Below are 25,541 nucleotides of genomic sequence, written 5' to 3'. Positions count from 1 at the left end.
TTAACCCTGTTTTCCATCCCTCCTGTTTATAAGGCCCTAAGACCATTTAACCAGTTGCCGTAAACATCGCGGTACTGCGATTGCAGGGCAGCATCCGGTTCTATTACCGACAGGCATTCCATACCACGGAAAGCATCTTCAGCGGTTACATACCCGGCTCCTATAGCGGCGCCACGGGCAGCCCCCTGGGCGCCATCGGTGTTATACAATTCTATGACTACGTTGGCAGTGTTGGCGAATGCTTCCCGGAATAGGGGACTCAGGAACATATTGGCATGTCCGGCTCTTACACGGTGAATGTTCAGGTCCATTTCCGCCATGATATCCATTCCATAATTAAGTCCGAATACAATTCCCTCCTGAACAGCGCGCATCATGTGCGACCGGTTATGCCGGTTGAAATTCAGGCGGCTAACGGAAGCGCCTACACTCCTGTTTTCCAAAATGCGTTCGGCGCCGTTACCGAAAGGAAATACCTGCAGGTCTGCAGCGCCAATGGGAGCCTGTTGACCCAGGGCATTCATTTCGGGATAGGTGATGTCTCCCACCAGGTTTTTGAGCCAGCTGTTGGCGATACCGGTACCATTTAAGCACATCAGCACACCATTTCTCGTATGTGCGTCATCGTTATTCACATGTACAAATGTATTGACACGGCTCTTTTGGTCGAAGCTGTTTTTATCATGCACAGCATATACCACACCTGAAGTTCCTGCTGTAGTAGCGGCTTCTCCGGGTTGCAGCACATTCAATGAAAAAGCGTTATTGGGTTGATCGCCGGCGCGGTAGGTGACCGGGGTACCCGGCGCCAGTTTCAGGGTGGCTGCCGCTGCAGCCGTTAATTGTCCCTGTAAACCGAAAGTGGGTACGATGGCCGATAGCAGGCTTTCATCGATGTTATAATGTTTCAGCAAGGCTGTGGACACTTTATTTTCTTCGAAGTCCCAAAAGGTACCTTCGGAAAGTCCGGAGACAGTAGTGCAGGCCTCGCCGGTAAGTTTCATGGCGATGAAATCGCCAGGCAGCATTACTTTATGAATGCGTTCGTAGATATGCGGTTCATTTTCCTGTATCCAACGGAGCTTCGAGGCGGTAAAGTTACCGGGAGAGTTGAGCAGGTGCGACAGGCAATATTGTTCTCCCAGGGCTTTAAATGCGGCATTACCGGTATCTACCGCACGGCTGTCGCACCAGATGATGGCCGGGCGTAAAACCTGTTGATTCTTATCCACACAAACGAGGCCGTGCATCTGGTATGCGATGCCAATTCCTTTGATCTGTGCTGTATCCACCGGAAATTTATCCAGCAAAATACCCGTGGCATTTATAATTTCCTGCCACCAGCTTTCCGGATTTTGTTCTGCCCAGCTCGGGTGAGGCACTTCAATGGCCATCTCTTTTTCAGGGCAGGTAGCAGTAGCTACGCAAACGCCGGTTTCGGCATTCAGCAAAGCGGCCTTAATAGAAGAAGACCCAATATCATAACCTATAAAGTACATAACGTGAATAATTAACAATCGTGTAAACTAAGCCGGGTATTCCAGGATTGGTAACCCTAAAATACCCGGCAACAAAATAAGAAAATGTTTTTGTTACCAAAATACAGTATACAATGCGATCAGTAAACCAACGATGAGCAATGCACCAACAGTGAAGCCCATATTGGGTTTAAACATACTGCTGTCGATCGCCAGTCCTTTTGGATTGTTGACGCTGGCCTTATCAGAAAGGGTAATGATCACCATACCTAGTACGCACACTACAAACACCAGTCCCATACGGTCAATGAAAGCCATTTCCCACAGGCCGCTATCGGGGTTTAATGCAGAGAAACCAATCTGGTGCAACGGCTCCAGGTTTACCCAGGCCGGCATAAATTTCAACAGGAAGGAAAGCAGCAAACCACCAATCATGGCAAACATCGCTGCATTGGAGGTCGTGCGTTTCCAGAAAAATCCGAGGGCAAACATGGCGAATACGCCGGGAGATACAAAGCCGGTGTATTCCTGGATAAACTGGAAACCACCTTTTTTATCGATACCGAGGAAGTTAGAAATAACGATCGCAATAATCATGGTCACAATTACCACTGTACGCCCTACGCTTACGATCTTCTTCTCATCGGCCTCTTTGTTGTATATCTTCTTATAAATATCCAGGGAGAAAATGGTGGAAATACTATTGGCTTTACCTGCCAGAGAAGCTACCACGGCAGCTGTTAAGGCCGCGAATGCCAATCCTTTCAAACCCACAGGCAGCAGGTTCAGCAATACAGGGTAAGCATTATCAGCATTCAGGGAACCACCTTTCATCATAGATTGTGCAAAATCGCCATGGTTCTGAGAGTACAGCACATACGCCGCAATACCAGGTAACACCACGATTACCGGCATCAGTAATTTGAGGAAACCGGCGAAGAGCAAACCACTGCGCGCAGTTTTCAGATCGGCGCCCAATGCACGTTGTGTGATATACTGGTTACATCCCCAATAGTTCAGGTTCACAATCCACATACCACCCACGAGTACGCTCAGTCCCGGCAGATCCAGGTATTTTGGATTCTCCTTATACAATATCATGTGGAAATGTTCGCTGGCATGCTGGGTCATCAGCGAGAATCCTTTCAGCACTCCTGTGGTGCCAAAATGTTCTGATACCAGTTGTAATGCGAGGTAGGTAGTTGCCAAACCACCCAGAATGAGGAAAAACACCTGGATAACATCCGTATAGCCAATCACCTTCATACCACCCAGCGTAATAAGGATCGCAAAGAAGGCCAGGGCCACCATACATACGTAGAAGTTGATACCGGAGATAGTAGACACCGCCAGGGCGCCCAGGTACAGGATAGAAGTGAGGTTTACCACCACATACAGCAGCAGCCAGAACACGGCCATAATGGTACTTACTGTTTGATTATACCTTCGTTCCAGGAACTGGGGCATGGTATAGATCTTATTTTTCAGGTAGATAGGCAGGAAAAATACGGCTACCACAATCAGGGTGGCTGCTGCCATCCATTCGTAAGTGGAAATAGCCAACCCTATGTTGAACCCGTTTCCTGACATCCCGATAAATTGCTCCGCCGAAATATTAGACGCGATCAGGGAAGCCCCGATAGCCCACCAGGTAAGGGATCCCTCCGCGAGGAAAAAGTCTTTAGAATCCGTGGTCGCCTTTTTCTTCCGGCGATAGATATAGTAGCCGTAGCCCGCCACTATTACGAAATATACCAGGAATACCAGGTAATCAAAGATGTGTAAGGATTTTGTTTGCATAACGTTCAAAACGTGGTTATAAAAAATTTCGCGGATCAATATACATAATAAATGTAAAAAGTACGCTTACAAATATTTTTTTAACGTGAAATATAAAACCGCGACAGCTGCCGCGGTTTTTTCCGGGTTATAAAACTATACATTTAAATTACTTGTCATAGCCCATTTATAAAAAAAGAAACAATTAATACCCTTTACTTTCACAAAAGGTACCTGTGAACATTAATAATAATTAATCTTTCAGCTTGATTTCCTTTCCATTAGGTGGGAGGGAATGGTCAACCGAATGCCTGATAGCGTGGAAATAAAATTTAAATATAGAAAAGAGAAGTTCGCGAAACAAGGTTTTTTTTGGGGCCTTTCAATTGTTTGCTGCATCCATCGCCATCATGGCGATCTGGTCGCCCACAATTGATCCGATGGCCACTCCCATCCCGCCCATACGTACGCCCATCACCACGTTTTTTGAATGGGCTTTTACAAGGGGTTGTTTGGTTTTGCCAAAGGCCATGATACCGGTCCATCTGTCAGCGATAGTAGCTTCGCGACCGGGGAGGATCACCGTATGCAGCAACTGTTCCAGCTCGTGTTGTATGCGGTCATTAAAGTGGAATTCTGTGGTGGTTTCTCCCGCAAAATCAAGCTGCCGGCCCCCACCCAGTAATACCCGGCCATCCAGCTCCCGAAAATAATAATACCCTTCGCTGAGATGGAAGACTCCTTTAAATGGCAGGTCTTTTACAGGTGCCGTGATGAGCACCTGTCCCCGGCCGGGTGTAACTTCTTCTTCCGGCAGCAACTGTTTTGTAAAGGCATTGGTACAAACCAACACTTTACGGGCGGTGAATACGATATCTTCTTTCAGGGTATGATGGGGTACTATAACGTTTACCCCCGTATGAAAATCATCTATATGACTGACAGGGCAGCCTGTTTTGATTTCCACTCCCATGTTGATGGCGGTGTCAATCAGCGCGCGCATCATCTTACCTGTATGCAGTTCTCCTTCAAAATTGTTGCGGATAAGCGCTTTTATATGCCTGGGGGAAAAGCCAAAGGGGGCTATTTGTTTATCGGTCCTTGTAAATGCCGGTTGACCATCAAACAGGTTACCGAGCATATTATTCACAGTAGCAATTTGATGCAACGCCCACTCTTCCCGGGTGCCGATTAGTTCAAAACTTCCGTTTTCCCGGTACGCGATCCGTTCATCACCCAGTCGCCGGCGAAGCAAACGTAAACCGCTGAGGCGGAGATTAACCAGGTTAAGTACTGCCTCGGCAGACATAGTTTGCAGGTCGGCGAGAATTTCCGTCAGGCTTCCGATACAGGCAAAGCCAGCATTTTTGGTACTGGCGCCGGTGGGTAATACTTCCCTTTCCAGCACCATCACCCGGCTTTGCGGCGCTCTTTCTTTCAGGCTGATAGCAGCAGATAAGCCAACGATGCCGCTGCCGATAATGATGTAGTCGTATTGCAGTAAACTTTGTTTTTCCCAGTAACTCAGCATACCTGCAATTTACGCCGTTCCCGCCGATCCGCCATCTACCCACAACACAGGTCCGGCTAAAAGGCGGACCTTCCGGGAGGGGATCGACTTGTGCATTATTTTTTGGCGACAGATCCAATATCTCTTCCCTGATAGCACAAATTACGTAGCTTAGGGACCTAAATTTTACATCATGATTGCAACAAAAGCTTACGCTGTGCAGGATGCCGCGTCGCCGCTGGGACCGTGGAACTTTGAACGCCGGGAACCGGGGCCGCACGATGTACAGATTGAAATTTTATATTGCGGTGTATGCCATTCCGATATACACCAGGTGAAAAATGAGTGGGGCAATTCCATTTACCCGATGGTGCCTGGTCATGAAATAGTAGGTCGGATTACAAAAGTAGGCGATCACGTAACCCGCTTTAAAGTGGGCGATCTGGCCGGCATTGGTTGCTTTGTGGATTCGTGCCGGGAGTGTGATCCCTGTAAGGCGGGCGAAGAACAATACTGTGTAACCGGTGGCGCCAGTACCTACAACGGATATGAAATGGACCGTAAAACGCATACCTACGGTGGCTACTCCACCCACATAGTAACCGACGAAAAATATACATTAAAGGTGTCTGATAAATTACCGCTGGAAGGTGTAGCCCCTTTGTTGTGTGCAGGTATCACCACTTATTCTCCCCTGCGTCACTGGAAAGTCGGTAAAGGACATAAAGTGGGAGTAGTAGGATTGGGCGGACTGGGTCATATGGCTGTAAAGCTGGCTTCGTCAATGGGAGCTGAAGTAACGATGTTAAGTACTTCACCTTCAAAAGAAGCTGATGCCAAAAGACTGGGCGCACATCATTTTGCGCTGATGACCGATAAAGAACAGGTAAAACAGTTGCGGAACAAATTTGACTTTATCATTAACACCATTTCGGCGCCACATGATTATACTACCTATCTGAATTTGTTGAATCTCGACGGTGTTATGATATGCCTGGGGGTACCTCCGGAGCCATCTATAGTACCCGCTTTCAACCTGATTATGGGCCGCAGGAGCATTGCAGGCTCACTGATCGGTGGCATCCGCGAAACACAGGAAATGCTGGATTACTGTGCAGAGCACAATATTACCAGTGATGTGGAAGTGATCAATATACAGGATATTAACAATGCGTATGAGCGTATGCTCAAGGGCGATGTGAAATATCGCTTTGTGATCGATACTGCAAGTTTAAAATAACCCAGGGTTATACCGAACAAAAAACACCCGTTACGATTGAACCGTAACGGGTGTTTTTTGTTATGCATTCGTTAAGCAGCACTTCTCATTTAATTTTGTTGATACTTTTACCGCAACTATATCCCTAAAACCCCGGGTAATGAAAACAACCTCCAGTAGCCATCCCAGACCGCGTCGTCTGATACCTGTTGCAGCCGGTTTATTGCTGCTTTCAACAGCGGGCGTAATTGCCTTCTATTTTATTCATCAGCCAGTCCCTGTTACGCTGAACGACTCCATCAATATTATGCCAGATGCTCCCCCTGAAGATACCAGTGCCGGCAAACACCTGCAACACCCTATCACCGCCATGGCATTGCAGAAACGCTATCTGGCAAATGATCCTGAAACTGATGAAAAGTATACCAATCAAGTAGTGTATATCACGGGTACTTTTATTGGCACAGGGCTTAATCCTATGGGAACAACATATATGCTGTTAAAAAGCAGTGACCGGCTTCATGCCATCAAATGTTTCCCGCCGGATAATAAGGAAATTAACATTGTAAAGGGCAGCCCCCTCTTTATAAAGGGATATTGCCGGGGACAGATCTGGGATCTCAAAATTGAAGATTGTGAATTGCTGGACATATCTTTAGCTGCCACTAAATAAAACAGGCCCCGGTCAGGGGCCTTACTCATTTCCACTTCATTTTACTAAAAGCTAACAGCTAATGGCTAAAAGCTATCACACCAAATATCCAAACAAGCTATCGTCCTTATTCAGTTCTGTAAACTGGAAATTTGATTTTTTGAAATTAGCGATCAGTTTATCATAGTCTTCGCGGCACTTGAGTTCTACCCCTACAAGTGCAGGACCAATTTCCTTATTATGCTTCTGGATATATTCAAAACGGGTAATATCGTCGGTGGGGCCGAGAATATGATTCACGAATTCTTTCAGAGCGCCCGGACGCTGGGCGAAACGTACAATAAAGTAATGCTTTAAACCTTCGTACAGGAGGGAACGTTCCTTTATTTCCTGCATACGGTCGATATCGTTGTTGCTGCCGCTGATCACACACACAACTTTTTTACCTTTTATTTCTTCGGCAAAATCGTCGAGCGCGGCGATGGACAAAGCGCCGGCGGGTTCCACAACAATGGCATCTTCATTATACAACCGGAGGATAGTAGAGCATACTTTTCCTTCGGGTACCAGGTGCATTTTTTCCAGTACCTCTTTACAAATAGTAAAAGGGAGGGCTCCTACTCTTTTTACGGCGGCGCCATCCACGAAGCGTTCAATTTCATCGAGGGTAACCGGGGCGCCATTTTCCAATGCGCGGAGCATGGAGGGAGCGCCTTCGGGTTCTACGCCAATTATTTTGGTTTTAGGGCTGTAGGTTTTAAAATAAGTACCTAAGCCTGCGGCCAAACCACCGCCGCCAACGGGTACAAAAAGGTAGTCGATGGATGGCTGGTCTTCCAGAATTTCCACGGCTACGGTCCCTTGTCCTTCAATAATTTTTGGGTTATCGAATGGCGGGATAAAGGTCATCCCGTTTATTTTGGTAAAATCCTGGGCTTCTGCCGAGCAATCGTCGAAGGTATCTCCAACAAGGCGGATCTCGATGTTATCGCCGCCAAACATATTTACCTGGTTAACTTTTTGTTTCGGTGTGATGACAGGCATGAATACCACGCCTTTGATGTTCATGGCTTTACAGGCATAGGCGAAGCCCTGGGCATGGTTACCAGCGCTCGCGCAGGTAACGCCTTTAGCGAGGATCTCCGCAGACAGGCTGCTGATCAGGTTATAGGCGCCTCTCAATTTATAAGAGCGTACAATCTGCATATCCTCTCTTTTCAGATATACATCACAGTTATAACGCCGGGAAAGGTTGGCGTTATACGTCAGCGGTGTACGGTTAACCACCGGCTTCAGTTTCACTGCCGCATCCAGGATATTCAGGGAGCTGACACTATTCGTTACTTCAGACATAAAATGTAATTAATACAAATGGCAAAGCATTTCCGGTATTATCGAAATCATGGAACCTGTACTCAGTATCAGAAAGATGTATTCTTCTGTACTAAATACCAGCACCAATAATTTCAATAATTCGAAAATGCTTTGCCATTGTAATTTATAATATTAGCTATTACGCGTTGTTAGGACGCAGCTTACGTACAGCCGCACCTGCCTGCCACATTTCGCTTTCGCGCAGTTCTTTCAGTTCTTCGTTCAGTTTTTCGCGATAGTCAGGAGTGCTGTTGGAAGCGATAGAGCGTGCAGCTTCTTTACCTGCAGCAACGCTGGCGTACAGTTCATCAAATACAGGCTGGGTAGCTGTTTTAAATTTCTTCCACCAGTCGAGCGCACCACGCTGAGCGGTAGTAGAGCAGTTAGCATACATCCAGTCCATACCGTTTTCTGCTACCAGTGGCATCAGGGACTGTGTCAGTTCTTCTACTGTTTCGTTGAATGCTTCAGAAGGTGAGTGACCATTCTTACGCAGTGTTTCGTATTGAGCAGCGAAGATACCCTGGATACAACCCATCAGTGAACCACGTTCGCCGGTGAGATCGGAGTATACTTCTTTTTTGAAATCTGTTTCGAACAGGTAACCGGAACCAACACCGATACCCAGTGCTACAACGCGTTCTTTAGCGCGGCCGGTAGCATCCTGGAAGATAGCGAAGCTGGAGTTCAGTCCCTGACCAGCCAGGAACAGACGGCGGAGGGAAGTACCGGAACCTTTTGGAGCTACCAGGATTACGTCTACATCAGCCGGAGGAATGATACCAGTCTGATCTTTATAGGTAATACCAAATCCATGGGAGAAGTACAGTGCTTTACCAGGAGTCAGGTGTTGCTTTAAGGTAGGCCACAGGGTGATTTGTCCGGCATCAGACAGCAGGAACTGAATAATAGTACCTTTCTGTGCTGCTTCTTCGATATCGAATAAAGTTTCACCAGGAACCCAGCCATCAGCTACTGCTTTATCCCAGGTTTTTGAATTTTTACGTTGACCTACGATAACGTTAAAGCCATTGTCTTTCAGGTTCAGTGCCTGGCCGGGACCTTGTACGCCGTATCCGATTACTGCAATCACTTCGTTCTTCAGCACTTCCCTTGCTTTTTCCATAGGGAATTCTTCTCTGGTTACTACTTGCTCGAGTACCCCTCCAAAATTGATGGTTGCCATGTGTAGTTTGTTTTAGCTGTTAGCTATTAGCAATTAGCTATTAGCTGAGGATTGATTTGAATGAATAATGATTTATAATTTGAAAGCTTTTACTTTTTACCGGTGTAGCGGAAAAATTAAAGGCCGTTTTCTGCTTCCTGTGCCTGCAGTTCTTTCAGGTGTTCGTGAAAGCGGCGGCTCCATTTTACGATGGCTACCCTGCCGCTCTTTGAATACTCTATCAGACCGTATGGTTCAAGTTTCTTGATAAAATCTGTCAGTTCCTGCTGATGGCCTGTTTTTTCAATCACAAAGTAGTCGGCTGTGATAGTAAGGATGCGCGCATTATTTTCGCGGATCAATCTTTCTATATCGCCGGTGTGCAACGACTTTGTAGAGATTTTGTACAATGCCAGCTCCTGGTATACAACTTCGTCTTCTTCATGTACGAAGGCGCGGTGTATTTCAATGAGTCTTTCTATCTGGCCAACCACTTTATCCAGTTTTTCACGGGTAGACATCACCGTTATGATGAACTTATATACACCGGGAATCTCTGTTTCAGCTGTGGTTAAGCTGGTGATATTGATGCCCCTGCGGGTAAATATAATGGTGATACGGTTGGTTATACCTATACGATCTTCCGTATATACCGTTACTGTATATTCTTTTTGCATATACCTGTTGTGAATTACAAATGATCAATATGAATCCTTCCTGCCTGACTACTCGAGCCTGATGGCGCTTATAGGGGCACCGGCGGGCACCATGGGGAATACATTATCTTCTTTTTCCACCACTACTTCGAGCAGATAAGCGCCCTGGTGAGCCAGCATTTCGTCGATGGCAGCGGATATATCTTCCCTTGCAGTTACTTTTTTGCCCGGGATATAAAATCCTTTGGCAACCTGTACAAAGTCGGGATTGACCATTTCTGTGGAAGAATAGCGCTTGTCGAAAAACAGTTGCTGCCATTGTCTTACCATGCCGAGGAAGTTGTTATTCAGGATCACTATTTTCACACCGATCTGTGACTGGTGTATAGTGGCCAGTTCCTGCAGCGTCATCTGGAAGCAACCATCACCAATGATGGCCACTACTTCTTTTTCGGGGGTACCGGTTTTAGCACCCATGGCTGCCGGCAAAGAGAATCCCATGGTACCCATACCACCGGAGGTGATATTGGTATTTGGATTTTTGAAGCGGTAATAGCGGGAAGCAACCATCTGGTGCTGACCAACATCTGTTACCAGTACAGCTTCGCCCTGGGTTTTTTCTGAGATGAGCCGGATTACTTCGGCCATTTTCAGTTCTCCTTGCTGCGGATACAGTTCAGCGTGTTGTACTTTTTCGTATTCTTTATCATGGGCGGCGCGGAATTCGGCCAGCCATGCGTTGTGTTCAGCAGGAGTTACCTCTTGTAACAGTGCCGCCAGGGCGTCTTTTGCATCGGCGTGAACAGGTACATCCGCTTTGATGATTTTATGAATTTCGGCCGCATCGATTTCGATGTGGATTACTTTGGCATTTGGAACATAAGAGGCTACGTCGCCGGTTACACGGTCATCGAAGCGCATACCTACCGCAATCACCACATCCGCTTCGCCGGTGAGTATATTAGGCCCGTAGTTGCCATGCATGCCCAGCAGGCCCACATACAGCGGGTGATCTACCGGTACAGCGGAAAGACCGAGCAGTGTGGATCCCATCGGGATCTGTGCTTTTTCTGCCAGGGCGATCAGTTCTTTTTCTGCGCCGGATAATAAAACCCCATGTCCAACGAGCAGGAATGGTTTTTTTGCGGCGTTAATGAGTGCGGCTGCAGCAGATACAGCATCCTGGCTTAATTCGGGTACAGGGCGGTAGCTGCGGATATATTCGCATTTCTTGTATTCATATTCGAACTCTCCGAACTGTGCATTTTTGGTGATATCCACCAGTACCGGGCCTGGGCGGCCGGAACGGGCAATATAAAATGCTTTGGCCATAGCGCCCGGTATATCTTCCGGACGTGTAACCTGTATATTCCACTTGGTGATGGGCATAGTGATACCGATCACGTCTGTTTCCTGGAAAGCGTCTGTACCCAGCAGTGCAGCGGCCACCTGGCCGGTTATGCATACCATTGGGGTACTGTCCATGTAAGCATCTGCCAAACCTGTTACCAGGTTGGTAGCGCCGGGACCGGAAGTAGCAAATGCCACCCCAACCCTGCCGGAGCTGCGGGCATATCCCTGGGCAGCGTGTGTAGCAGCCTGTTCATGCCGGACGAGTATATGACGAACCTGATCCTGGAAATCATAGAGGGCATCATAGATAGGCATGATCGCCCCGCCGGGATAACCGAAGATAGTATCGACCCCCTCTTCCACGAGGGCGCGGATCACTGCTTCAGAACCTGTAATCACAGGTTTTGCAGTTAACTGTTTATCTGCTATCTCAGGCTTCATCGGTAACACATCCTTCTGTTGCATTTTTAACAAGTTTTGCGTACTTAAATAGGATTCCATTGGATGCTTTCAATGCGGGTTGTATCCACTGTGCCCTGCGGGCGGCCAATTCTTCTTCACTTACTTCCACATTGATAAAATTCTTTACTGCATCTATTTCGATGATGTCGTTGTCTTTTACGAGGGCGATATTACCGCCTTCAAAGGCTTCCGGAGTGATATGTCCCACCACAAAGCCATGGGTACCACCGGAGAAACGGCCATCCGTGATGAGTGCCACGCTTTTGCCCAATCCCACCCCCATGATGGCGCTGGTTGGTTTCAGCATTTCGGGCATACCAGGGGCGCCTTTAGGGCCTACCTGGCGGATCACGACCACATCTCCTTCTTTTACTTTACCGGAGGTGATACCGGCAATGAGTTCAAATTCACCATCGAACACACGGGCCGGGCCTTTGAAGCGTTCGCCTTCCTTACCGGTAATTTTAGCGACAGACCCTTCTGTGGCCAGGTTACCGTAAAGAATCTGGATATGAGCGGTTGGTTTCAGTGGTTTTTCCAGCGGCACAATGATGTCCTGGGTGCTGAAATCTATGTCTGCCACGTCTTCCAGGTTTTCGGCGATTGTTTTACCGGTTACGGTCATACAGTTGCCGTGTATGAATCCTTTTTTGAGGAGGTATTTCATTACCAGTGGAACGCCACCAATATTGTGGAGGTCTTCCATCAGGTATTTACCGCTTGGTTTGAGATCGGCGATCAGTGGTGTTTTGTCGCTGATGCGCTGAAAATCTTCGAGTCTGACAGGAACGCCTACTGATTTTGCGATAGCAATGAAATGTAGTACAGCGTTGGTGCTGCCACCTAAAGCCATGATGATGGTGAGTGCATTTTCGAATGCCTCTTTTGTCATGATGTCTCTTGGTTTAATATCTTTTTCGAGGAGCAGGCGGATGTATTGACCTGCAGCGAGGCATTCATCTTTTTTATCCTTGCTCAACGCGGGGTTGGATGAGCTGTAGGGCAGGCTCATACCGAGTGCTTCGATAGCGGAAGACATGGTATTAGCGGTATACATACCACCACAGGCGCCTGCACCGGGGCAGGAATTTTGTACGATGCCTTTGAAATCGGCTTCATCCAGCTTACCGGCCATTTTCTGACCGAGTGCCTCAAAGGCGGAGATGATATTAAGATCCTGGCCTTTGTATTTTCCTGGTGCAATGGTTCCGCCGTATACCATAATGGAGGGGCGGTTGAGACGGCCCATGGCCATCAGGGAGCCCGGCATATTTTTATCGCAGCCTGGTACGGTGATCAGGGCATCGTAATACTGTGCTCCGGCAACGGTTTCAATGGAATCAGCAATCAGATCGCGGCTAACGAGAGAGTAGCGCATACCTGGCGTGCCATTGCTCATCCCATCGCTGACGCCAATGGTGTGAAAAATGAGTCCCACCAGATCATTTGCCCAGACGCCTTTTTTCACGTCCTGCGCCAGATCATTCAGGTGCATGTTGCAGGTGTTACCATCGTAACCCATGCTGACGATACCCACCTGTGCTTTTTTCAGATCTTCTTCTGTTAAACCAATTCCGTACAACTGAGCCTGCGCTGCTGGTTGTGTAGGATCCTGCGTGATCGTTTTGCTATACTTATTTAATTCCATTGCTTTTAGTTATTACCGGGGCTGCCAGTGTTTATAGTAACCCTATTTTAAAACTTCTCCACAAATTACCGGGTAGGGCGGTGATATTCAAACCAACAATTTCCAATTTACCGGTCTTCAAATCTGCCTTCCGCGTCCTAAAACCCTTTACAGTAAAGGGTTCTTTCTTTTTCGATTTACAGTATTCAAGGGTAGCTGAAAGCCGAAGGCATAAAGCAAAAAGCTATTGTCTTATCTGAAGCCCATTACCGTTGCTGCCACATATGGTAAAAGATATCCGCTTCAACAGCTTTTTGCCTTCTGCTTTCCGCATTATGCTTAAGCCAATTGTGCTTCGCGGTGAAATGCTTTACCCAATACTTTGGCTTTGTAAGCCTGCTGGAGCACTTTACCGAGTGATTGTGCCCATGGTTTGCCGAAAGGCTGACCATCCAGGGAATCGAGGCCGATAACTTCAGCTGCGGTACCGCAGAAGAAAGCTGCTTCGGCTTCTTTCAGTTCAGGAATGGTAAACAATTTTTCTTCCAGTGGGATATTCAGTTCCTGGCAAAGTTCGATAACAGTGGCGCGGGTGATGCCTGGGAGGATGTTACCGGCGGGAGGAGTGTAGATTTTGCCGTCTTTTTCGAAGAAGATGTTAGCGCCCGGGCCTTCTGCAACGTATCCATTCATATCGAGGAGCAGTGCTTCATCATAGCCTTTCTCTTTTGCTTCCTGGGAGGCGAGTATCGAGTTTACGTAGAGACCGGCCGATTTGGATTCTATTTTGAAGGCTTTAGGATTTGGTCGTTCGTAAGAAGAAGTCATTACGCGTAACAGCTTTTCTCCCAGGTAAGCTCCCCACTCCCATGCGCAGATCAGGATTTGCGATTCGGAGGCGGCTTTCAGCGTCATATTTGGCGGACAGAAAACCAGGGGTCTGATGTAGGCTTCTTCCATGTTGTTCATCTCCAGTACTTTGTAACAGGCAGCGATGAGCTCCTCGTTATCAAATTTGTAAGGGATGTGGATCAGCTCACAGGAGCGCTTCAGGCGATCGAAGTGTTCTTTCGCTTTAAAGATCTTTACTTCGCCGCTGGCTGTTTTGTAAGCGCGGATGCCTTCAAATACCGCATAACCGTAGTGGAGAGACTGGCCATACAGGTCTGTTGTCGCTGCGTTTGCCTTGGTGTACTCACCGTTGATGTAGAGAAAAGTGTTGTCGTTGTAATAGCTATACATAAAATTGAAATTATACCAGGAATATACAGTCCAAAAAAAAGCCTCCCTCTTTGCGGAGGAAGGCGTTATATTTTGTGATTATATGCACGTTTACCTATCCTCCATACTGGTGGCTAATAATGACAACGACGATAATCACGACCTTCGTGATAGCCCAGTTGAGCTGAGGTACGATGTGATTAAGTTTTATGTTGTCTTTATTTACCCACATGGGAGGACTTGTTTTCTTTAGTGTTTCTACAAAAGTATTCGTGAAAAAAATAAAAAACAATAACCTCCTCAATATTTCGTAAAAAATTAATCACATTAAGTGTTTTTGAAAATATTTAAAAAAAGATGTCAATAGTTGGGCTTTTTCTAAACAAATGAACAGATCGTTATAAATTAATCTACCAATTTTGTGTACAAAACACGCGGATTTTGTCTTTGCCAAGATTTTTTTTGCCCAGGATTAAACTGATTTGGATGATTGACAGGATTTTTCTTTTTTGATTTTAAAAGATTTGGGGAGAGATAGACGAAAATAGGTGTATATCTTCCAAAATCTCCTAAAAATCAATTAAAATCAAAAACAAAATCCTGTCAATCATCCAAATCAGTTTAATCCTGGGCAAAAAAAATCCCGGTGCGGAGAGCACCGGGACAAAATGATTTCATTTCATTTACTGTTCACGTTCTAAAAATGATTTCATTTACTGTTCACTTGTTACGCTGACGAGCAGGCATTTGTTGATGATTCCCTGCAGTACAGTTTCTTTTTCCATGAGCCGCTGCAGTAGAACCAGTTGGTTTTTAGCGCGGTTGTAGTTGTGTGTCGGATACTTGATCGGGTAGTATACATCACCATTCAGATAGTCGGTGAGGAACCTTATCCCCTGCATGTAGATCATGAACTTCCCGGCAAAGAACAGTTGTTCTTTTTCTACTTTGGTTAAAGTACCGCCAATCTCTGCGAGATACCCCTGCATAAGGGCTTCGTAGTATTCTTCGCGGATAACGATCTGGCTGAAATCATTTTCCTCTTCTGAAACGGGGCAAACATAGGTGCGGACCATGTCGCCGAGATCTGAGATGATTTTTCCGGGCATCAGGGTATCCAGGTCACATACACAAATACCTTCATAAGTATCTTTGTTAAGCAATACGTTATTGATTTTGGTATCGTGGTGCATCAGATGATCCCTGAATTCGGGATTTGTTTTCAGTTGTTCATACGTTACTGCGATGTCAGAATAGCGGAGGAATTCTTCAATCATCTCTTCTGCTGCAACTTTCCTGTCGTCCTTTGCCGTACGGATGGCTTCCTGGAAGGCGCTGTACCGTAGGGTCAGGTTGTGAAAGTTTGGAATGGAAGCTTTAAACGGCTTCAGGTCAATTCCCGAAAGGTAACTGGCGAGGCGGCCAAACTGTTTGGCTGCTTCAAACGCCTGCTTTGGGTTGTCGGCCTGATCTACCGTTACGGAATCCGCAATAAAAGGGATCATTCTCCAGTATTCGTTGTCAATTACAAAGAGCTCTTCCCCGTTAACCGTGGGGATCGGCGTAATAAACAGATAGCCGGGATGATGAACTGCCAGGAAATCTGCTGCCATTCTCTGGTTGGCGGCGATCACTCCTGGTTCCTTGAATACGTTTACATTGATTTTTTGTAAAACGTATCTACTGCCGTCCTGCTTTTTTTCCAGCAAAAAAGTGTTGTTGATGTGTCCTGATCCAAATCTTCGGACATTTAATCCTTCAGGCTCAAGTCCGAAAGCCTGAAGGATCCTTGTGTTTGGTTTTATTTCCATAAATTGTCTGGATATTCTCCATTCGCAACCAGCGCTGATAGGCTGGCCTGCACACCTGGTGCATCTTCTTTGTAGGTAACACCAAACCATTTTGCGCTGGTTGGCAATACCTTCACCACGCCCTTATCACGACGGATAAATTCATCAGCCACAATCGGAATAAAGAATTCAGATTTTGGGTTGCTGAGGTTTTTATCCAGGAATTCGTTGAAAAGGTCCTGGCTCAGTTCAAATACACTCGGATGAAAACCCCAGAAGTTCATGGATACCGGCGTATCAGCAGACAACGGATGCTTGCTGCCATCGGCTTCTTCATAAACGATCTGACCATTTTCCGGGTATATTTTTGTTCTTTCATTGATAGCAGACAGGTTACCAGCCGTATTCACCGCACATACGCCGCGTGATACAGAACCGTGTTCACTAACGGTTTTACCCAGTTCATAGCCTACTACGCTGTAAACATCCGGCTTGCAGTCGTTGTTAAGGAATGCAGCCATTTTAACAAAAGAGTCGGTACCATAGAAATCATCTGCGTTAATTACCGCAAATGGTTCATTGATAGCGTTTTTTGCGCAAAGGATAGCATGAGCGGTCCCCCACGGTTTGGTCCTGTCGGCAGGAACCGCATGGTCACCTACAAATGCATCCATTTCCTGGTATACATAATCAACAGCCACGCGGCCTTTGAGCTTTGGTTCAAAGATTTCTTTGAAATCAGCTGCAAAATTCTCGCGGATGATGAACACTATTTTTCCAAAACCGGCGCTGATAGCGTCGTAAATAGAGTAATCAATGATAGTTTCACCGCTGGGGCCAAATTCCTGGATTTGCTTTAAACTGCCGTAACGACTGGCCATTCCGGCCGCCAAAATCAATAAAGTCGGTTGCATTTTTATGATATTAGTTTATAATTTCCTATTATTTACCTAAAAATATCGGCGATAAATTTAATCGATTAAAAGTATTTTCACACTTTCTTTTTGTGGAGAACACATTTTTTAAAGATTAATTAAACGGAACAATGAAGAGATTACTAGTGCTGGGAGCCTTTGCCATGCAGCTTTTTACAGCTGCCAAAGCGCAACAGAAAACAAATCCTGACGAGATCAAAGAAAAAATGCAGTGGTTTGCCGATGCCAAACTGGGCATATTTATCCACTGGGGCATTTATTCCGTCAACGGAATCGATGAGTCCTGGTCCTTCCACAACAAAAAAATCTCCTACCCGGATTACATGCAGCAGCTAAAAGGCTTTACTGCAAGCAATTACGATCCGCAGGCCTGGGCCGATCTGATCAAAGCATCCGGCGCCCGTTATGCGGTAATGACCACCAAACACCACGATGGCGTGGCTTTGTGGGATACCAAATTTGGCAAACTGGACGTCGTTAACAGCACACCGGCAAAAAAAGACGTGCTTACGCCCTTCTATGCCGCATTGCGCCGCGACAGTATCAAATGTGGTGCCTATTTTTCCCTGATCGACTGGAGCCACAACGATTATCCCCAATTTCTGAAAGACAGCAACCGCTATGATATCAAAGCCCATCCTGAAAAATGGCAGCGCTTCCTGAAATATTATGAAGGACAGATGGCAGAGGTAATGACTAAGTTCAACCCGGACCTGTGGTGGTTTGACGGCGATTGGGAACACTCTCCTGAAGAATGGGAAGCCTCCAAAATGCGGAATATGCTCACCTCCCATAACCCTAAAACCATTATCAACGGGCGTTTACAGGGCTATGGCGACTATGAAACCCCGGAACAAAACTTCCCGGTTTCCCGTCCAAAGTACCACTGGTGGGAGCTTTGCATGACCATCAACAACAACTGGGGATGGCAGCCACAGGATAACAACTGGAAAACACCGTTCGAAATCATCACCATCTTCGTGGATGCGGTGAGCAATGGCGGTAACCTCCTGCTCGACATCGGTCCTAAAGCCGACGGTACCATCCCACAGGAAGAAGTGCATATGCTCAGGGAACTGGGCGCCTGGAACCAACGCAACGGAGAAGCCGTTTTTAATACCATCGCCGGTATACCACAAGGACATTTCTATGGCCCCACCACCCTCTCCAAAGATTCCAGCACCCTGTACCTGTTTCTGCCCGCCAAAACCAGCGGACAGGTAATGGTAAAAGGGCTATCGAATAAAATTGAAAGCATCACCGTATTGGGCAGCGGTAAACAGCTGACACACAAGGTGGTAGGCAAAATTTCGTGGAGCCCTGTACCCGGGCTGGTATTCATTGACGTACCGGAAACCGGTCAGGACAAATATATAACGGTACTGAAAGTGAAGCTGGACAAGGCCGTGAAGCTGTACAGAGGCCAGGGAGGCTTTTTAACGAATGACTGAGAAGCTGTTAGCCATTAGCTGTTAGCTTTTAGTAAATGCAGCGAAAATTAACTATTCGCTGCATTTACTAAAAGCTAACAGCTAATGGCTAAAAGCTATTTAACTATGCTCTCTTACAGCAATATCACTTTGGATGCATTCCATACACAATGGTTGCCGGATCATATCCAGGCAGCTATGTTGCGTTTGGATAAGCTCCATCCTGCCATTTCCGGTAACAAGTGGTTCAAATTAAAACACAATATCGAAGCGGCCAAAGCCGATAGATGTAATGGCATACTGACCTGTGGTGGCGCATATTCCAATCATATCGCCGCCACTGCGCTGGCATGTAAACTTGCCGGCCTGGGCGCACTGGGGATTATCCGCGGAGAAGAGCATCATGGCAATATGAGCCATACACTTACAACTGCCGACGAAAACGGCATGGGCCTGGTGTTTGTATCACGGGAAGATTACCGCAACAGGACTACTCTCCAGGCCTATGAAATACTGTTTCCTGACTACCATGTAGTTCCCGAAGGCGGCCATAACGCTCTCGGCGCCAGCGGTTGCGAAGAAATACTATCCATCCTCCCCACAACAGATTTTACACATATTCTTTGCGCAGCAGGCACCGGCACTACGCTCGCAGGGCTGATCAACAGCGCAGCCCCGGCACAACAGGTAATTGGTATACCGGTACTAAAGGGCGCCCGGTACCTGGAACAGGAAGTCCGGGATCTGTTACATCCCGCTAACACTGCCTCCTGGCAGTTACTACACGATTTTCATTGCGGTGGTTATGGGAAACATCCGGCTCATCTTATAGATTTTATCAATACTTTTCATGCGGCCACGGGCATTCCAACAGACATTATTTATACCGGCAAACTTGTCATGGCTTTCCGTGATCTGGCCCAGCAGGGCTACTTTCCGGATGGCAGTAAAGTATTATTAATACATACTGGCGGATTACAGGGCAATCTTTCCTTGGCACCTGACGTTCTATCCTTTTAAAAACTGTTCATTATATCTGAACGGTAGTGTATTTTTGCCAACTTAAAGAGCTCACGGAATAATCAGTATGAAGCAAATAGTGCGAATAACTTTTGTTATTGGAATATTTTTATTGACGGCATTTTCAGGGCAGGCGCAGGAACAGGAATACGTTCCGCCTGTATTACCCGACTTCTCAGCCTCCATTAAAACCGGTAAAATACAGCTGGACTGGATATCCGGCTTTCCACAGGTAAAAGAAATAGGTATACAGCGGTCGCTCGACAGCGTGTTGAACTTCAACACCATTGGCTACGCCAGCTATCCTACTCAAACAAGGAATGCCTACCTCGATAACAAACCGCTACCCGGTAACAACTATTACCGCCTGTTTATATTATTCAACAACGGCCGGTTTATTTACAGTAAAACGGTACTGGCCTTATCTGACAGCACCATCCGTGCTGATCAGAAACTTCAATATGCCGACATCAAAGATGCCGCCCGCGGACTCAGAGGCAAAGAACAGGAAAACAAAGAGCCGGAAAGAGCACTCTGGCATCCTTCCAACTATATTTATACTACTGCCGATGGTAATATCAACATAAAATTACCGGAGGCGCCGCAAAAGAAGTATTCTGTTAAATTCTATGAGCCTAACGGCGCGTTCCTTTTCGATATAGACCAGGTAAAGGCCCCTTTCCTGATCCTGGAGAAGGCCATTTTCCTGCATGCAGGCTGGTTTAACTTCGAAATATTTGAAGATGGGAAACTAAAGGAGAAATGGAATTTGTTTATTCCACTGAACTACAAAATGTAAGCGGATTTTTTCTTGCCCAGGATTAGACTGATTTTGATGATTAACAAGATTTTATTTTTTTGATATTGAGATAAAAGAGATTAGGGGAGATATAAGTAAAATACACTTATATCTCCCCTAATCTCTTTTTAATCATACAGGAAAAAATCCTGTTAATCATCAAAATCAGTCTAATCCTGGGCAAGAAAAAATCCGCATTAAATCATCTCTGCGCCAAACACCTCTCCAAAATGCTTAGTCAGCCTGGCTTTCACTTCTTCCATACTTACCTGGCGGTTTAGTTCCTGATCCAGTGAAGCCACTTTTTTATCGGCGATGCCGCAGGCAACGATATTGTTGAAGTAATCCATGAGGGTGTTTACATTCAGGGCGAAGCCGTGCATGGTTACCCAGCGGCTGCAGCGCACCCCCATGGCGCATATTTTACGCGCTTTTTCTTTATCGTGCGGATCGAGCCATACACCTGTTTCTCCCTTGGAGCGATCGCCGGTTACGCCATAATCTGCGAGGGTAAGAATGATCACTTCTTCCAGGAAGCGCAGGTATTTACCAATATCAGTAAAGAAATTTTCGAGATCCATAATCGGATAACCGACTACCTGACCGGGACCATGAAAGGTAATATCGCCTCCGCGATTGGTTGGAACAAAGCCTATCCCCTGCTCCTGCAGCTCTTTTTCAGAGATCAGCAGGTTTTCCATATGCCCGCTTTTACCAATGGTATATACCGGCGGATGTTCACAAAACAGGAGGTAATTGGTAGTGGGTTTGGGCAACTGATCGGCCGCCCGGGACTTCAACTGCACATTTTCCTTCAACAACTGTTCCTGGTAATCCCAGGCTGCCTGGTAATCTATCACCCCGAGGTCTTTTACGACAATCTGTTGCTTTACTTTTTCCATGGTCAATGTTGGTCTTTTCAGCTGCGCAAAGGTACGCCAAATCGCCGTGATACGGAACATTTGCGCAGATGGCCGCTAAACTGCCAACTAAACTTTACCTTTGCAAAAAATTATATTGATGGCTGAAGAATTGCTGGAACTGGAAGATGAGCTGGATAACGGTGATGGCAGCGAGGAACTATACGAGAAAATTAATATGGTGGTGGACAAAGGTCAGGAGCCGATCCGTATTGATAAATTCCTCACTAACCGCATAGAAGGCGCCACCCGCAATAAGATACAACAAGCCCTGGATGGTGAGATGGTATTGGTAAACGATAAGCCCGTTAAAGCCAATTACAAGATCAGGCCGCTGGACAGGATCGTTGTGTTTTCTAACCGGAACCCGGAGAATACCGACATTATTCCACAAGAGCTACCACTGAATATTGTATTTGAAGATGAGGATATCATGGTCATCGATAAACCTGCCGGCCTGGTAGTACATCCCGGCTGCGGTAACCGCGATGGCACATTGGTAAACGGATTGTCGTGGTACCTGGGCGATAAAACCCAGGTCACGGAACCGGAAATTCCGCGATTTGGACTGGTACACCGTATCGATAAAAATACCAGCGGGTTGCTGGTTATTGCCAAATCGCCCAAAGCGATGAATGACCTGGCCAAACAGTTTTTTGACCACACCGTACATCGCCGTTACATTGCGCTGGTATGGGGTGATTTTGAAGAAGACGAAGGAACGGTAGTTGCCCACGTAGGCCGTCACCAGCGGTTACGTAAAATTATGGACGCCTATCCGGATGGAGAACATGGGAAAGAAGCCATTACGCATTACCGTGTACTGGAACGCTTTAACTATGTTACCATGGTTGAATGCCGGCTGGAAACCGGGCGTACGCATCAGATCCGCGTACATATGCAGCATATCGGCCATTCGCTTTTTAACGATGAAACTTATGGCGGTAACCGCATTGTAAAGGGAACCGTGTATACCAAATACAAACAATTTGTGGAAAACTGTTTTGATATCATGCCCCGTCACGCGCTGCATGCGCAGCAACTGGGCTTCATACACCCTACCACCCGTAAACAAATGTATTTTGAAAGCGCCCTGCCTGCTGATTTTACCGGCGTTTTGGAAAAGTGGAAGCGATATATTTCAGCAAGACCGCTGAAAGATGATGAAGGACTGTGATTAATTTGATTATTAAACTATGATTAGTTTGATCATTATGATGATCCTGATTATCAAATTAATCATAGTTTAATAATCAAATTAGTCATAGTGTAAATATTCTACATACTTTAGGTTATCTTAGCAGCAATTACCATGTCATTGCATGAGAAGCCAAATGCCAAAATCCCTTCGACTCCTATATCTGATACCGGTTTTACTGGTAAACTGCCTCCTTGGCAACGATGTTGCCGCACAAGGCAAAACGCCATTCACTGTATCTTCTACCTGTGTGAACGACAGCTCTTTTTTCCAGATTCTTGCTCCTATGGGTATTGATTCTGTAAAATGGATTTTCGGCGATCCGTTGTCGGCTGACAAAGATTCGTCCAAAAGCATACGCGGCGCCTTTCACATCTACCAAAATACCGGTACCTATGCCGACACGCTGATAGCCTGGCGCAATGGTGTTGCTGACACCACTATACAGTCCATCACCATTGTTACACCTGTTATTTTTGACCTGGGTCCGCAGGACATTACATTATGCGAGGGCGCTACCATGACGCTGAACGCCCCCGTGATACCCGGCGCCACCTACCTGTGGCAGGACAGCTCCACCGGCAGCAGCATACTGGTAGATACTTCCGCTACCTATAAAGTAAAGATCAACGGATGTCCGAATCCTGATTCCGTAAATATTTTTTACACACCCATTCCTGTTATTGACCTGGGTAAAGATCTTATTTTATGTACCGGGGAACATATTGCCCTCGATGCCACGGCGCAGAACTGTACTTATCTCTGGAACACGGGAAATACCGAGCCAACGCAGGATGTTACCACATCCGGCACTTATCATGTAGATGTGTTTCCGAAAGGCTGTCCGCAGATGTCGGACGATATCACTATTACCTTCACCGGCGCCCCCTATCCGTTTTCACTGGGGCCTGATACCCTGCTTTGCCCGGGTGAATCGATCCGGGTAGCGCCCAACATTCCGGAAGCCACCAGGTGGGAATGGAGTACCGGCGCAGTTACGCCGGCAGTAACGATCAACTCCACCACCAACCTGTGGGCGTTGGTAGAAATTAATCATATCTGCAGTGTGGTAGATACCATTTTCATCAACTATAACCGGTTAAAGAAACTGGATCTGGGAAATGATACCACCATTTGTAAAGGCAATTTCCTCGTACTCACGGCCGATTTTGGTAATGGCCTCTACCGCTGGCAGGATGGATCTGACCAGGCGACCTATTATGTTACCAAACCTGGTTACTACTATGTGCATGCGCAGATAGGCCGTTGTGAATCGGACGACAGTATTGCCGTATCGTTTGAAGATACCCTGCGGGTAAACCTGGGGCCAGATACACTGCTGTGCAGAAATGAGGTATACCAGCTGCGTGCCACAGGTGCCGGCGGAGGTATTTATAAGTGGCAGGACAGCACCAGCACACCGATGTATACTGTAACCAGGCCCGGATTATATGCCATTGTAGCTTACAACAGTTGTGGTAAAACAGCAGATTCTGTAGTGGTGCAGTATCATGACTGTGCCTGCCAGTTATTTCTGCCTACAGCCTTTACGCCCAATGGCGACGGGCGAAACGATTATTTCCGGCCGGTATACCGTTGTCCCATATACGATTATTCCATCAGCATCTATAACCGTTGGGGGGAGCGTATTTTTTATACCACGGATCCGCAGGTAGGCTGGACCGGGCGGGTAAACGGTAAAACGGCGGATGTGGCTACCTACGTATGGATAGTGGATTACAAGGAAGTAAATACCAGGTTACCGGTGCATAAAACCGGAACAGTAACACTGATCAATTAATATTTCCAATAAAAAAAGCAGGCCGGCATCCAGGTGGATGCCGGCCTGCTTTTTTTATTGGCTGCTGAATTACTGTGCCGCTGTAAAGTTGAGGAACTTTGCCACAAAAATGGCTGTTTCCCTTTTCTTGAAAGGAACGTTCCAGGTACCGTTGTAGGTAACCAGCGAAGGTATGAGCAGATCGTTGAACCGTGTCATCTGTACGTTCATCTTTACGTTAAAGTCGAACAACATTGTTTTATAGGAGAGGTCGTATTTACGACCTACTATTTCGAAGTTATCTTTATTAAACCAGGTGATCAGTTCATCGATCACCACATCGGCGCGGTCGATACGATTCAGTCCTGGTTTGGTTTTGGCGGTAAACACATAGCAGGGGGTTCCATCCACATAATTTTGTGCGGTAATGGAGAAGTCGTAAAAGCGCATCACTTCACTGTTAAAGATGGCTACTTTCTGGCCTACGATGGGTACGCCGCGAATAGGTTTTCCGGGGTTGAAGATCAGTTGTTTCAATTGAGCTTTATGCCGGGCCAGGCTGCCATTGGAGCGTTCCGGAGATTCGCCGGATTCATCAACGCAAACGGTGCCTTTGGTAAAGAACAGGTTGGCGTATAATTCTGCGGTATAATAGTTATAATTGCCTTTGCGGGTATAAAAATCGCCGGTTACTTTTTCATCAGACACCTGCATGGTTCTGCATCTTCCCTTAACGTCCTGGTGGGTCTTATTAAAAAGCGAGGCCTGTACAGCGGCTTTCTTATCGAGAATCTGTATATCATTGACGGCATCAAACCCAACGATATGCAGATTTTTAAATGCGCGGTAAAAGGTGGTGTCATCTTCCACCAGTTTTATGAAACTATTAACGTCGAAGCCTATACGTTTTGCAGCAACAATAACTTCATCCAGGTTAACCGTCATTCCTCTATAGCGGGCTGTGTCCTGGGCTGATAGCTGACAGTACTGTAACAGGCAGAGCACTACGGTTCCGGCTATACTTTTCCATACATGTGACATGGCTGCAATTTAAGGAAAAAGCAGAAAGCGGAAAGCAAAAAGCAAAAAGCCATTGTAGCGGAGATAAAAGCGGTTATACTTTCTATAATACCGCTTAAATCTTCGCTACAATGGCTTTTTGCTTTAGGCTTT

The 25,541-nt window shown here is 46.5% G+C and carries 20 protein-coding genes; 7 read left to right on the top strand and 13 right to left on the bottom strand.

Features of this window, described 5'->3' with window-relative positions; translation table 11 throughout:
* Window positions 1–26: 26 nt before the first annotated feature.
* From KE626_RS05930 to KE626_RS05920, 3 genes are all read right to left on the bottom strand, one after another.
* Window positions 27–1,499 (bottom strand): xylulokinase, encoded by a 1,473-nt coding sequence (locus KE626_RS05930; RefSeq protein ID WP_211971939.1) that lies wholly within the window; start codon window positions 1,497–1,499, stop codon window positions 27–29.
* A gap of 93 nt (window positions 1,500–1,592) precedes the next feature.
* The gene (locus tag KE626_RS05925) at window positions 1,593–3,278 is read right to left on the bottom strand and encodes a sodium/sugar symporter (protein ID WP_211971938.1); all 1,686 of its coding nucleotides are present in this window, start codon (window positions 3,276–3,278) and stop codon (window positions 1,593–1,595) included.
* A 361-nt stretch (window positions 3,279–3,639) separates the two neighbouring features.
* Entirely contained in the window at window positions 3,640–4,788 is a 1,149-nt protein-coding gene (locus KE626_RS05920) for an NAD(P)/FAD-dependent oxidoreductase (RefSeq protein ID WP_211971937.1), read from the bottom strand.
* A gap of 172 nt (window positions 4,789–4,960) precedes the next feature.
* Between KE626_RS05920 and KE626_RS05915 the strand changes: the two genes are divergently transcribed.
* A complete protein-coding gene (locus KE626_RS05915; protein WP_211971936.1) occupies window positions 4,961–6,007 on the top strand; it encodes an NAD(P)-dependent alcohol dehydrogenase in 1,047 nt (348 codons plus the stop codon).
* Between the two features lie 139 nt (window positions 6,008–6,146).
* Window positions 6,147–6,659: a hypothetical protein gene (locus KE626_RS05910; RefSeq protein ID WP_211971935.1), complete on the top strand. Its 513-nt coding sequence runs from the start codon at window positions 6,147–6,149 to the stop codon at window positions 6,657–6,659.
* 75 nt (window positions 6,660–6,734) lie between these two features.
* Here the strand turns inward: KE626_RS05910 and ilvA are convergent, their stop codons facing one another.
* The 8 genes from ilvA to KE626_RS05870 form a co-directional block, all read right to left on the bottom strand.
* Window positions 6,735–7,991: a threonine ammonia-lyase IlvA gene (ilvA, locus tag KE626_RS05905; RefSeq protein WP_211971934.1), complete on the bottom strand. Its 1,257-nt coding sequence runs from the start codon at window positions 7,989–7,991 to the stop codon at window positions 6,735–6,737.
* 160 nt (window positions 7,992–8,151) lie between these two features.
* Window positions 8,152–9,198 carry a ketol-acid reductoisomerase gene (ilvC, locus tag KE626_RS05900; protein WP_168741410.1) on the bottom strand — a complete coding sequence of 349 codons (1,047 nt, stop codon included), beginning with the start codon at window positions 9,196–9,198 and terminating at the stop codon, window positions 8,152–8,154.
* Window positions 9,199–9,314: 116 nt separating this feature from the next.
* Window positions 9,315–9,854 carry an acetolactate synthase small subunit gene (gene ilvN, locus KE626_RS05895; protein WP_211971933.1) on the bottom strand — a complete coding sequence of 180 codons (540 nt, stop codon included), beginning with the start codon at window positions 9,852–9,854 and terminating at the stop codon, window positions 9,315–9,317.
* A gap of 48 nt (window positions 9,855–9,902) precedes the next feature.
* Window positions 9,903–11,651, bottom strand: a complete 1,749-nt coding sequence (gene ilvB / locus KE626_RS05890; RefSeq protein WP_346344343.1) for a biosynthetic-type acetolactate synthase large subunit — start codon at window positions 11,649–11,651, stop codon at window positions 9,903–9,905.
* Window positions 11,617–13,296 (bottom strand): dihydroxy-acid dehydratase, encoded by a 1,680-nt coding sequence (ilvD, locus tag KE626_RS05885; RefSeq protein ID WP_211971932.1) that lies wholly within the window; start codon window positions 13,294–13,296, stop codon window positions 11,617–11,619. The genes ilvB and ilvD overlap by 35 nt, the downstream gene beginning before the upstream one ends.
* Before the next feature lie 318 nt (window positions 13,297–13,614).
* Window positions 13,615–14,517: a branched-chain amino acid transaminase gene (locus tag KE626_RS05880; RefSeq protein ID WP_211971931.1), complete on the bottom strand. Its 903-nt coding sequence runs from the start codon at window positions 14,515–14,517 to the stop codon at window positions 13,615–13,617.
* Window positions 14,518–15,209: 692 nt separating this feature from the next.
* A complete protein-coding gene (locus KE626_RS05875) occupies window positions 15,210–16,307 on the bottom strand; it encodes a phosphotransferase enzyme family protein (RefSeq protein WP_211971930.1) in 1,098 nt (365 codons plus the stop codon).
* On the bottom strand, window positions 16,298–17,200 hold the full coding sequence (locus KE626_RS05870; RefSeq protein ID WP_211971929.1) for a sugar phosphate nucleotidyltransferase: 903 nt from the start codon (window positions 17,198–17,200) through the stop codon (window positions 16,298–16,300). The genes KE626_RS05875 and KE626_RS05870 overlap by 10 nt, the downstream gene beginning before the upstream one ends.
* Before the next feature lie 131 nt (window positions 17,201–17,331).
* Between KE626_RS05870 and KE626_RS05865 the strand changes: the two genes are divergently transcribed.
* From KE626_RS05865 to KE626_RS05855, 3 genes are all read left to right on the top strand, one after another.
* A complete protein-coding gene (locus KE626_RS05865; protein WP_211971928.1) occupies window positions 17,332–18,672 on the top strand; it encodes an alpha-L-fucosidase in 1,341 nt (446 codons plus the stop codon).
* An 84-nt stretch (window positions 18,673–18,756) separates the two neighbouring features.
* Entirely contained in the window at window positions 18,757–19,671 is a 915-nt protein-coding gene (locus tag KE626_RS05860) for a 1-aminocyclopropane-1-carboxylate deaminase/D-cysteine desulfhydrase (RefSeq protein WP_211971927.1), read from the top strand.
* A 112-nt stretch (window positions 19,672–19,783) separates the two neighbouring features.
* Window positions 19,784–20,470: a hypothetical protein gene (locus tag KE626_RS05855; protein WP_211971926.1), complete on the top strand. Its 687-nt coding sequence runs from the start codon at window positions 19,784–19,786 to the stop codon at window positions 20,468–20,470.
* A 197-nt stretch (window positions 20,471–20,667) separates the two neighbouring features.
* Here KE626_RS05855 and lipB read toward each other — a convergent pair whose 3' ends face one another.
* Window positions 20,668–21,432 (bottom strand): lipoyl(octanoyl) transferase LipB, encoded by a 765-nt coding sequence (gene lipB / locus KE626_RS05850; protein ID WP_249207291.1) that lies wholly within the window; start codon window positions 21,430–21,432, stop codon window positions 20,668–20,670.
* A gap of 58 nt (window positions 21,433–21,490) precedes the next feature.
* Between lipB and KE626_RS05845 the strand changes: the two genes are divergently transcribed.
* Both KE626_RS05845 and KE626_RS05840 read left to right on the top strand, forming a co-directional pair.
* The gene (locus tag KE626_RS05845) at window positions 21,491–22,567 is read left to right on the top strand and encodes an RluA family pseudouridine synthase (protein WP_211971925.1); all 1,077 of its coding nucleotides are present in this window, start codon (window positions 21,491–21,493) and stop codon (window positions 22,565–22,567) included.
* A gap of 145 nt (window positions 22,568–22,712) precedes the next feature.
* Window positions 22,713–24,389, top strand: coding sequence for a T9SS type B sorting domain-containing protein (locus tag KE626_RS05840; protein ID WP_211971924.1), 1,677 nt, complete (start codon window positions 22,713–22,715; stop codon window positions 24,387–24,389).
* Window positions 24,390–24,458: 69 nt separating this feature from the next.
* Here the strand turns inward: KE626_RS05840 and KE626_RS05835 are convergent, their stop codons facing one another.
* The gene (locus KE626_RS05835; protein ID WP_211971923.1) at window positions 24,459–25,409 is read right to left on the bottom strand and encodes a LolA-like protein; all 951 of its coding nucleotides are present in this window, start codon (window positions 25,407–25,409) and stop codon (window positions 24,459–24,461) included.
* Between the last annotated feature and the right edge of the window lie 132 nt (window positions 25,410–25,541).

Source organism: Chitinophaga hostae, assembly GCF_018224885.1.
Classification (GTDB): domain Bacteria; phylum Bacteroidota; class Bacteroidia; order Chitinophagales; family Chitinophagaceae; genus Chitinophaga; species Chitinophaga hostae.
This window is presented reverse-complemented; position numbering and strand designations above follow the sequence as displayed.

What these genes read in the sequence shown, in the direction of transcription:
- KE626_RS05870 (WP_211971929.1), bottom strand. Translation starts at nt 17,200, where the DNA reads ATGCAACCGACTTTATTGATTTTGGCGGCCGGAATGGCCAGTCGTTAC.
- ilvD (WP_211971932.1), bottom strand. Translation starts at nt 13,296, where the DNA reads ATGGAATTAAATAAGTATAGCAAAACGATCACGCAGGATCCTACACAA.
- KE626_RS05910 (WP_211971935.1), top strand. Translation starts at nt 6,147, where the DNA reads ATGAAAACAACCTCCAGTAGCCATCCCAGACCGCGTCGTCTGATACCT.
- lipB (WP_249207291.1), bottom strand. Translation starts at nt 21,432, where the DNA reads ATGTTCCGTATCACGGCGATTTGGCGTACCTTTGCGCAGCTGAAAAGA.
- ilvC (WP_168741410.1), bottom strand. Translation starts at nt 9,198, where the DNA reads ATGGCAACCATCAATTTTGGAGGGGTACTCGAGCAAGTAGTAACCAGA.
- KE626_RS05880 (WP_211971931.1), bottom strand. Translation starts at nt 14,517, where the DNA reads ATGTATAGCTATTACAACGACAACACTTTTCTCTACATCAACGGTGAG.
- KE626_RS05845 (WP_211971925.1), top strand. Translation starts at nt 21,491, where the DNA reads ATGGCTGAAGAATTGCTGGAACTGGAAGATGAGCTGGATAACGGTGAT.
- KE626_RS05920 (WP_211971937.1), bottom strand. Translation starts at nt 4,788, where the DNA reads ATGCTGAGTTACTGGGAAAAACAAAGTTTACTGCAATACGACTACATC.
- KE626_RS05865 (WP_211971928.1), top strand. Translation starts at nt 17,332, where the DNA reads ATGAAGAGATTACTAGTGCTGGGAGCCTTTGCCATGCAGCTTTTTACA.
- KE626_RS05835 (WP_211971923.1), bottom strand. Translation starts at nt 25,409, where the DNA reads ATGTCACATGTATGGAAAAGTATAGCCGGAACCGTAGTGCTCTGCCTG.
- KE626_RS05915 (WP_211971936.1), top strand. Translation starts at nt 4,961, where the DNA reads ATGATTGCAACAAAAGCTTACGCTGTGCAGGATGCCGCGTCGCCGCTG.
- KE626_RS05840 (WP_211971924.1), top strand. Translation starts at nt 22,713, where the DNA reads ATGAGAAGCCAAATGCCAAAATCCCTTCGACTCCTATATCTGATACCG.
- KE626_RS05860 (WP_211971927.1), top strand. Translation starts at nt 18,757, where the DNA reads ATGGCTAAAAGCTATTTAACTATGCTCTCTTACAGCAATATCACTTTG.
- KE626_RS05930 (WP_211971939.1), bottom strand. Translation starts at nt 1,499, where the DNA reads ATGTACTTTATAGGTTATGATATTGGGTCTTCTTCTATTAAGGCCGCT.
- KE626_RS05875 (WP_211971930.1), bottom strand. Translation starts at nt 16,307, where the DNA reads ATGGAAATAAAACCAAACACAAGGATCCTTCAGGCTTTCGGACTTGAG.
- ilvA (WP_211971934.1), bottom strand. Translation starts at nt 7,991, where the DNA reads ATGTCTGAAGTAACGAATAGTGTCAGCTCCCTGAATATCCTGGATGCG.
- ilvN (WP_211971933.1), bottom strand. Translation starts at nt 9,854, where the DNA reads ATGCAAAAAGAATATACAGTAACGGTATATACGGAAGATCGTATAGGT.
- KE626_RS05925 (WP_211971938.1), bottom strand. Translation starts at nt 3,278, where the DNA reads ATGCAAACAAAATCCTTACACATCTTTGATTACCTGGTATTCCTGGTA.
- ilvB (WP_346344343.1), bottom strand. Translation starts at nt 11,651, where the DNA reads ATGCAACAGAAGGATGTGTTACCGATGAAGCCTGAGATAGCAGATAAA.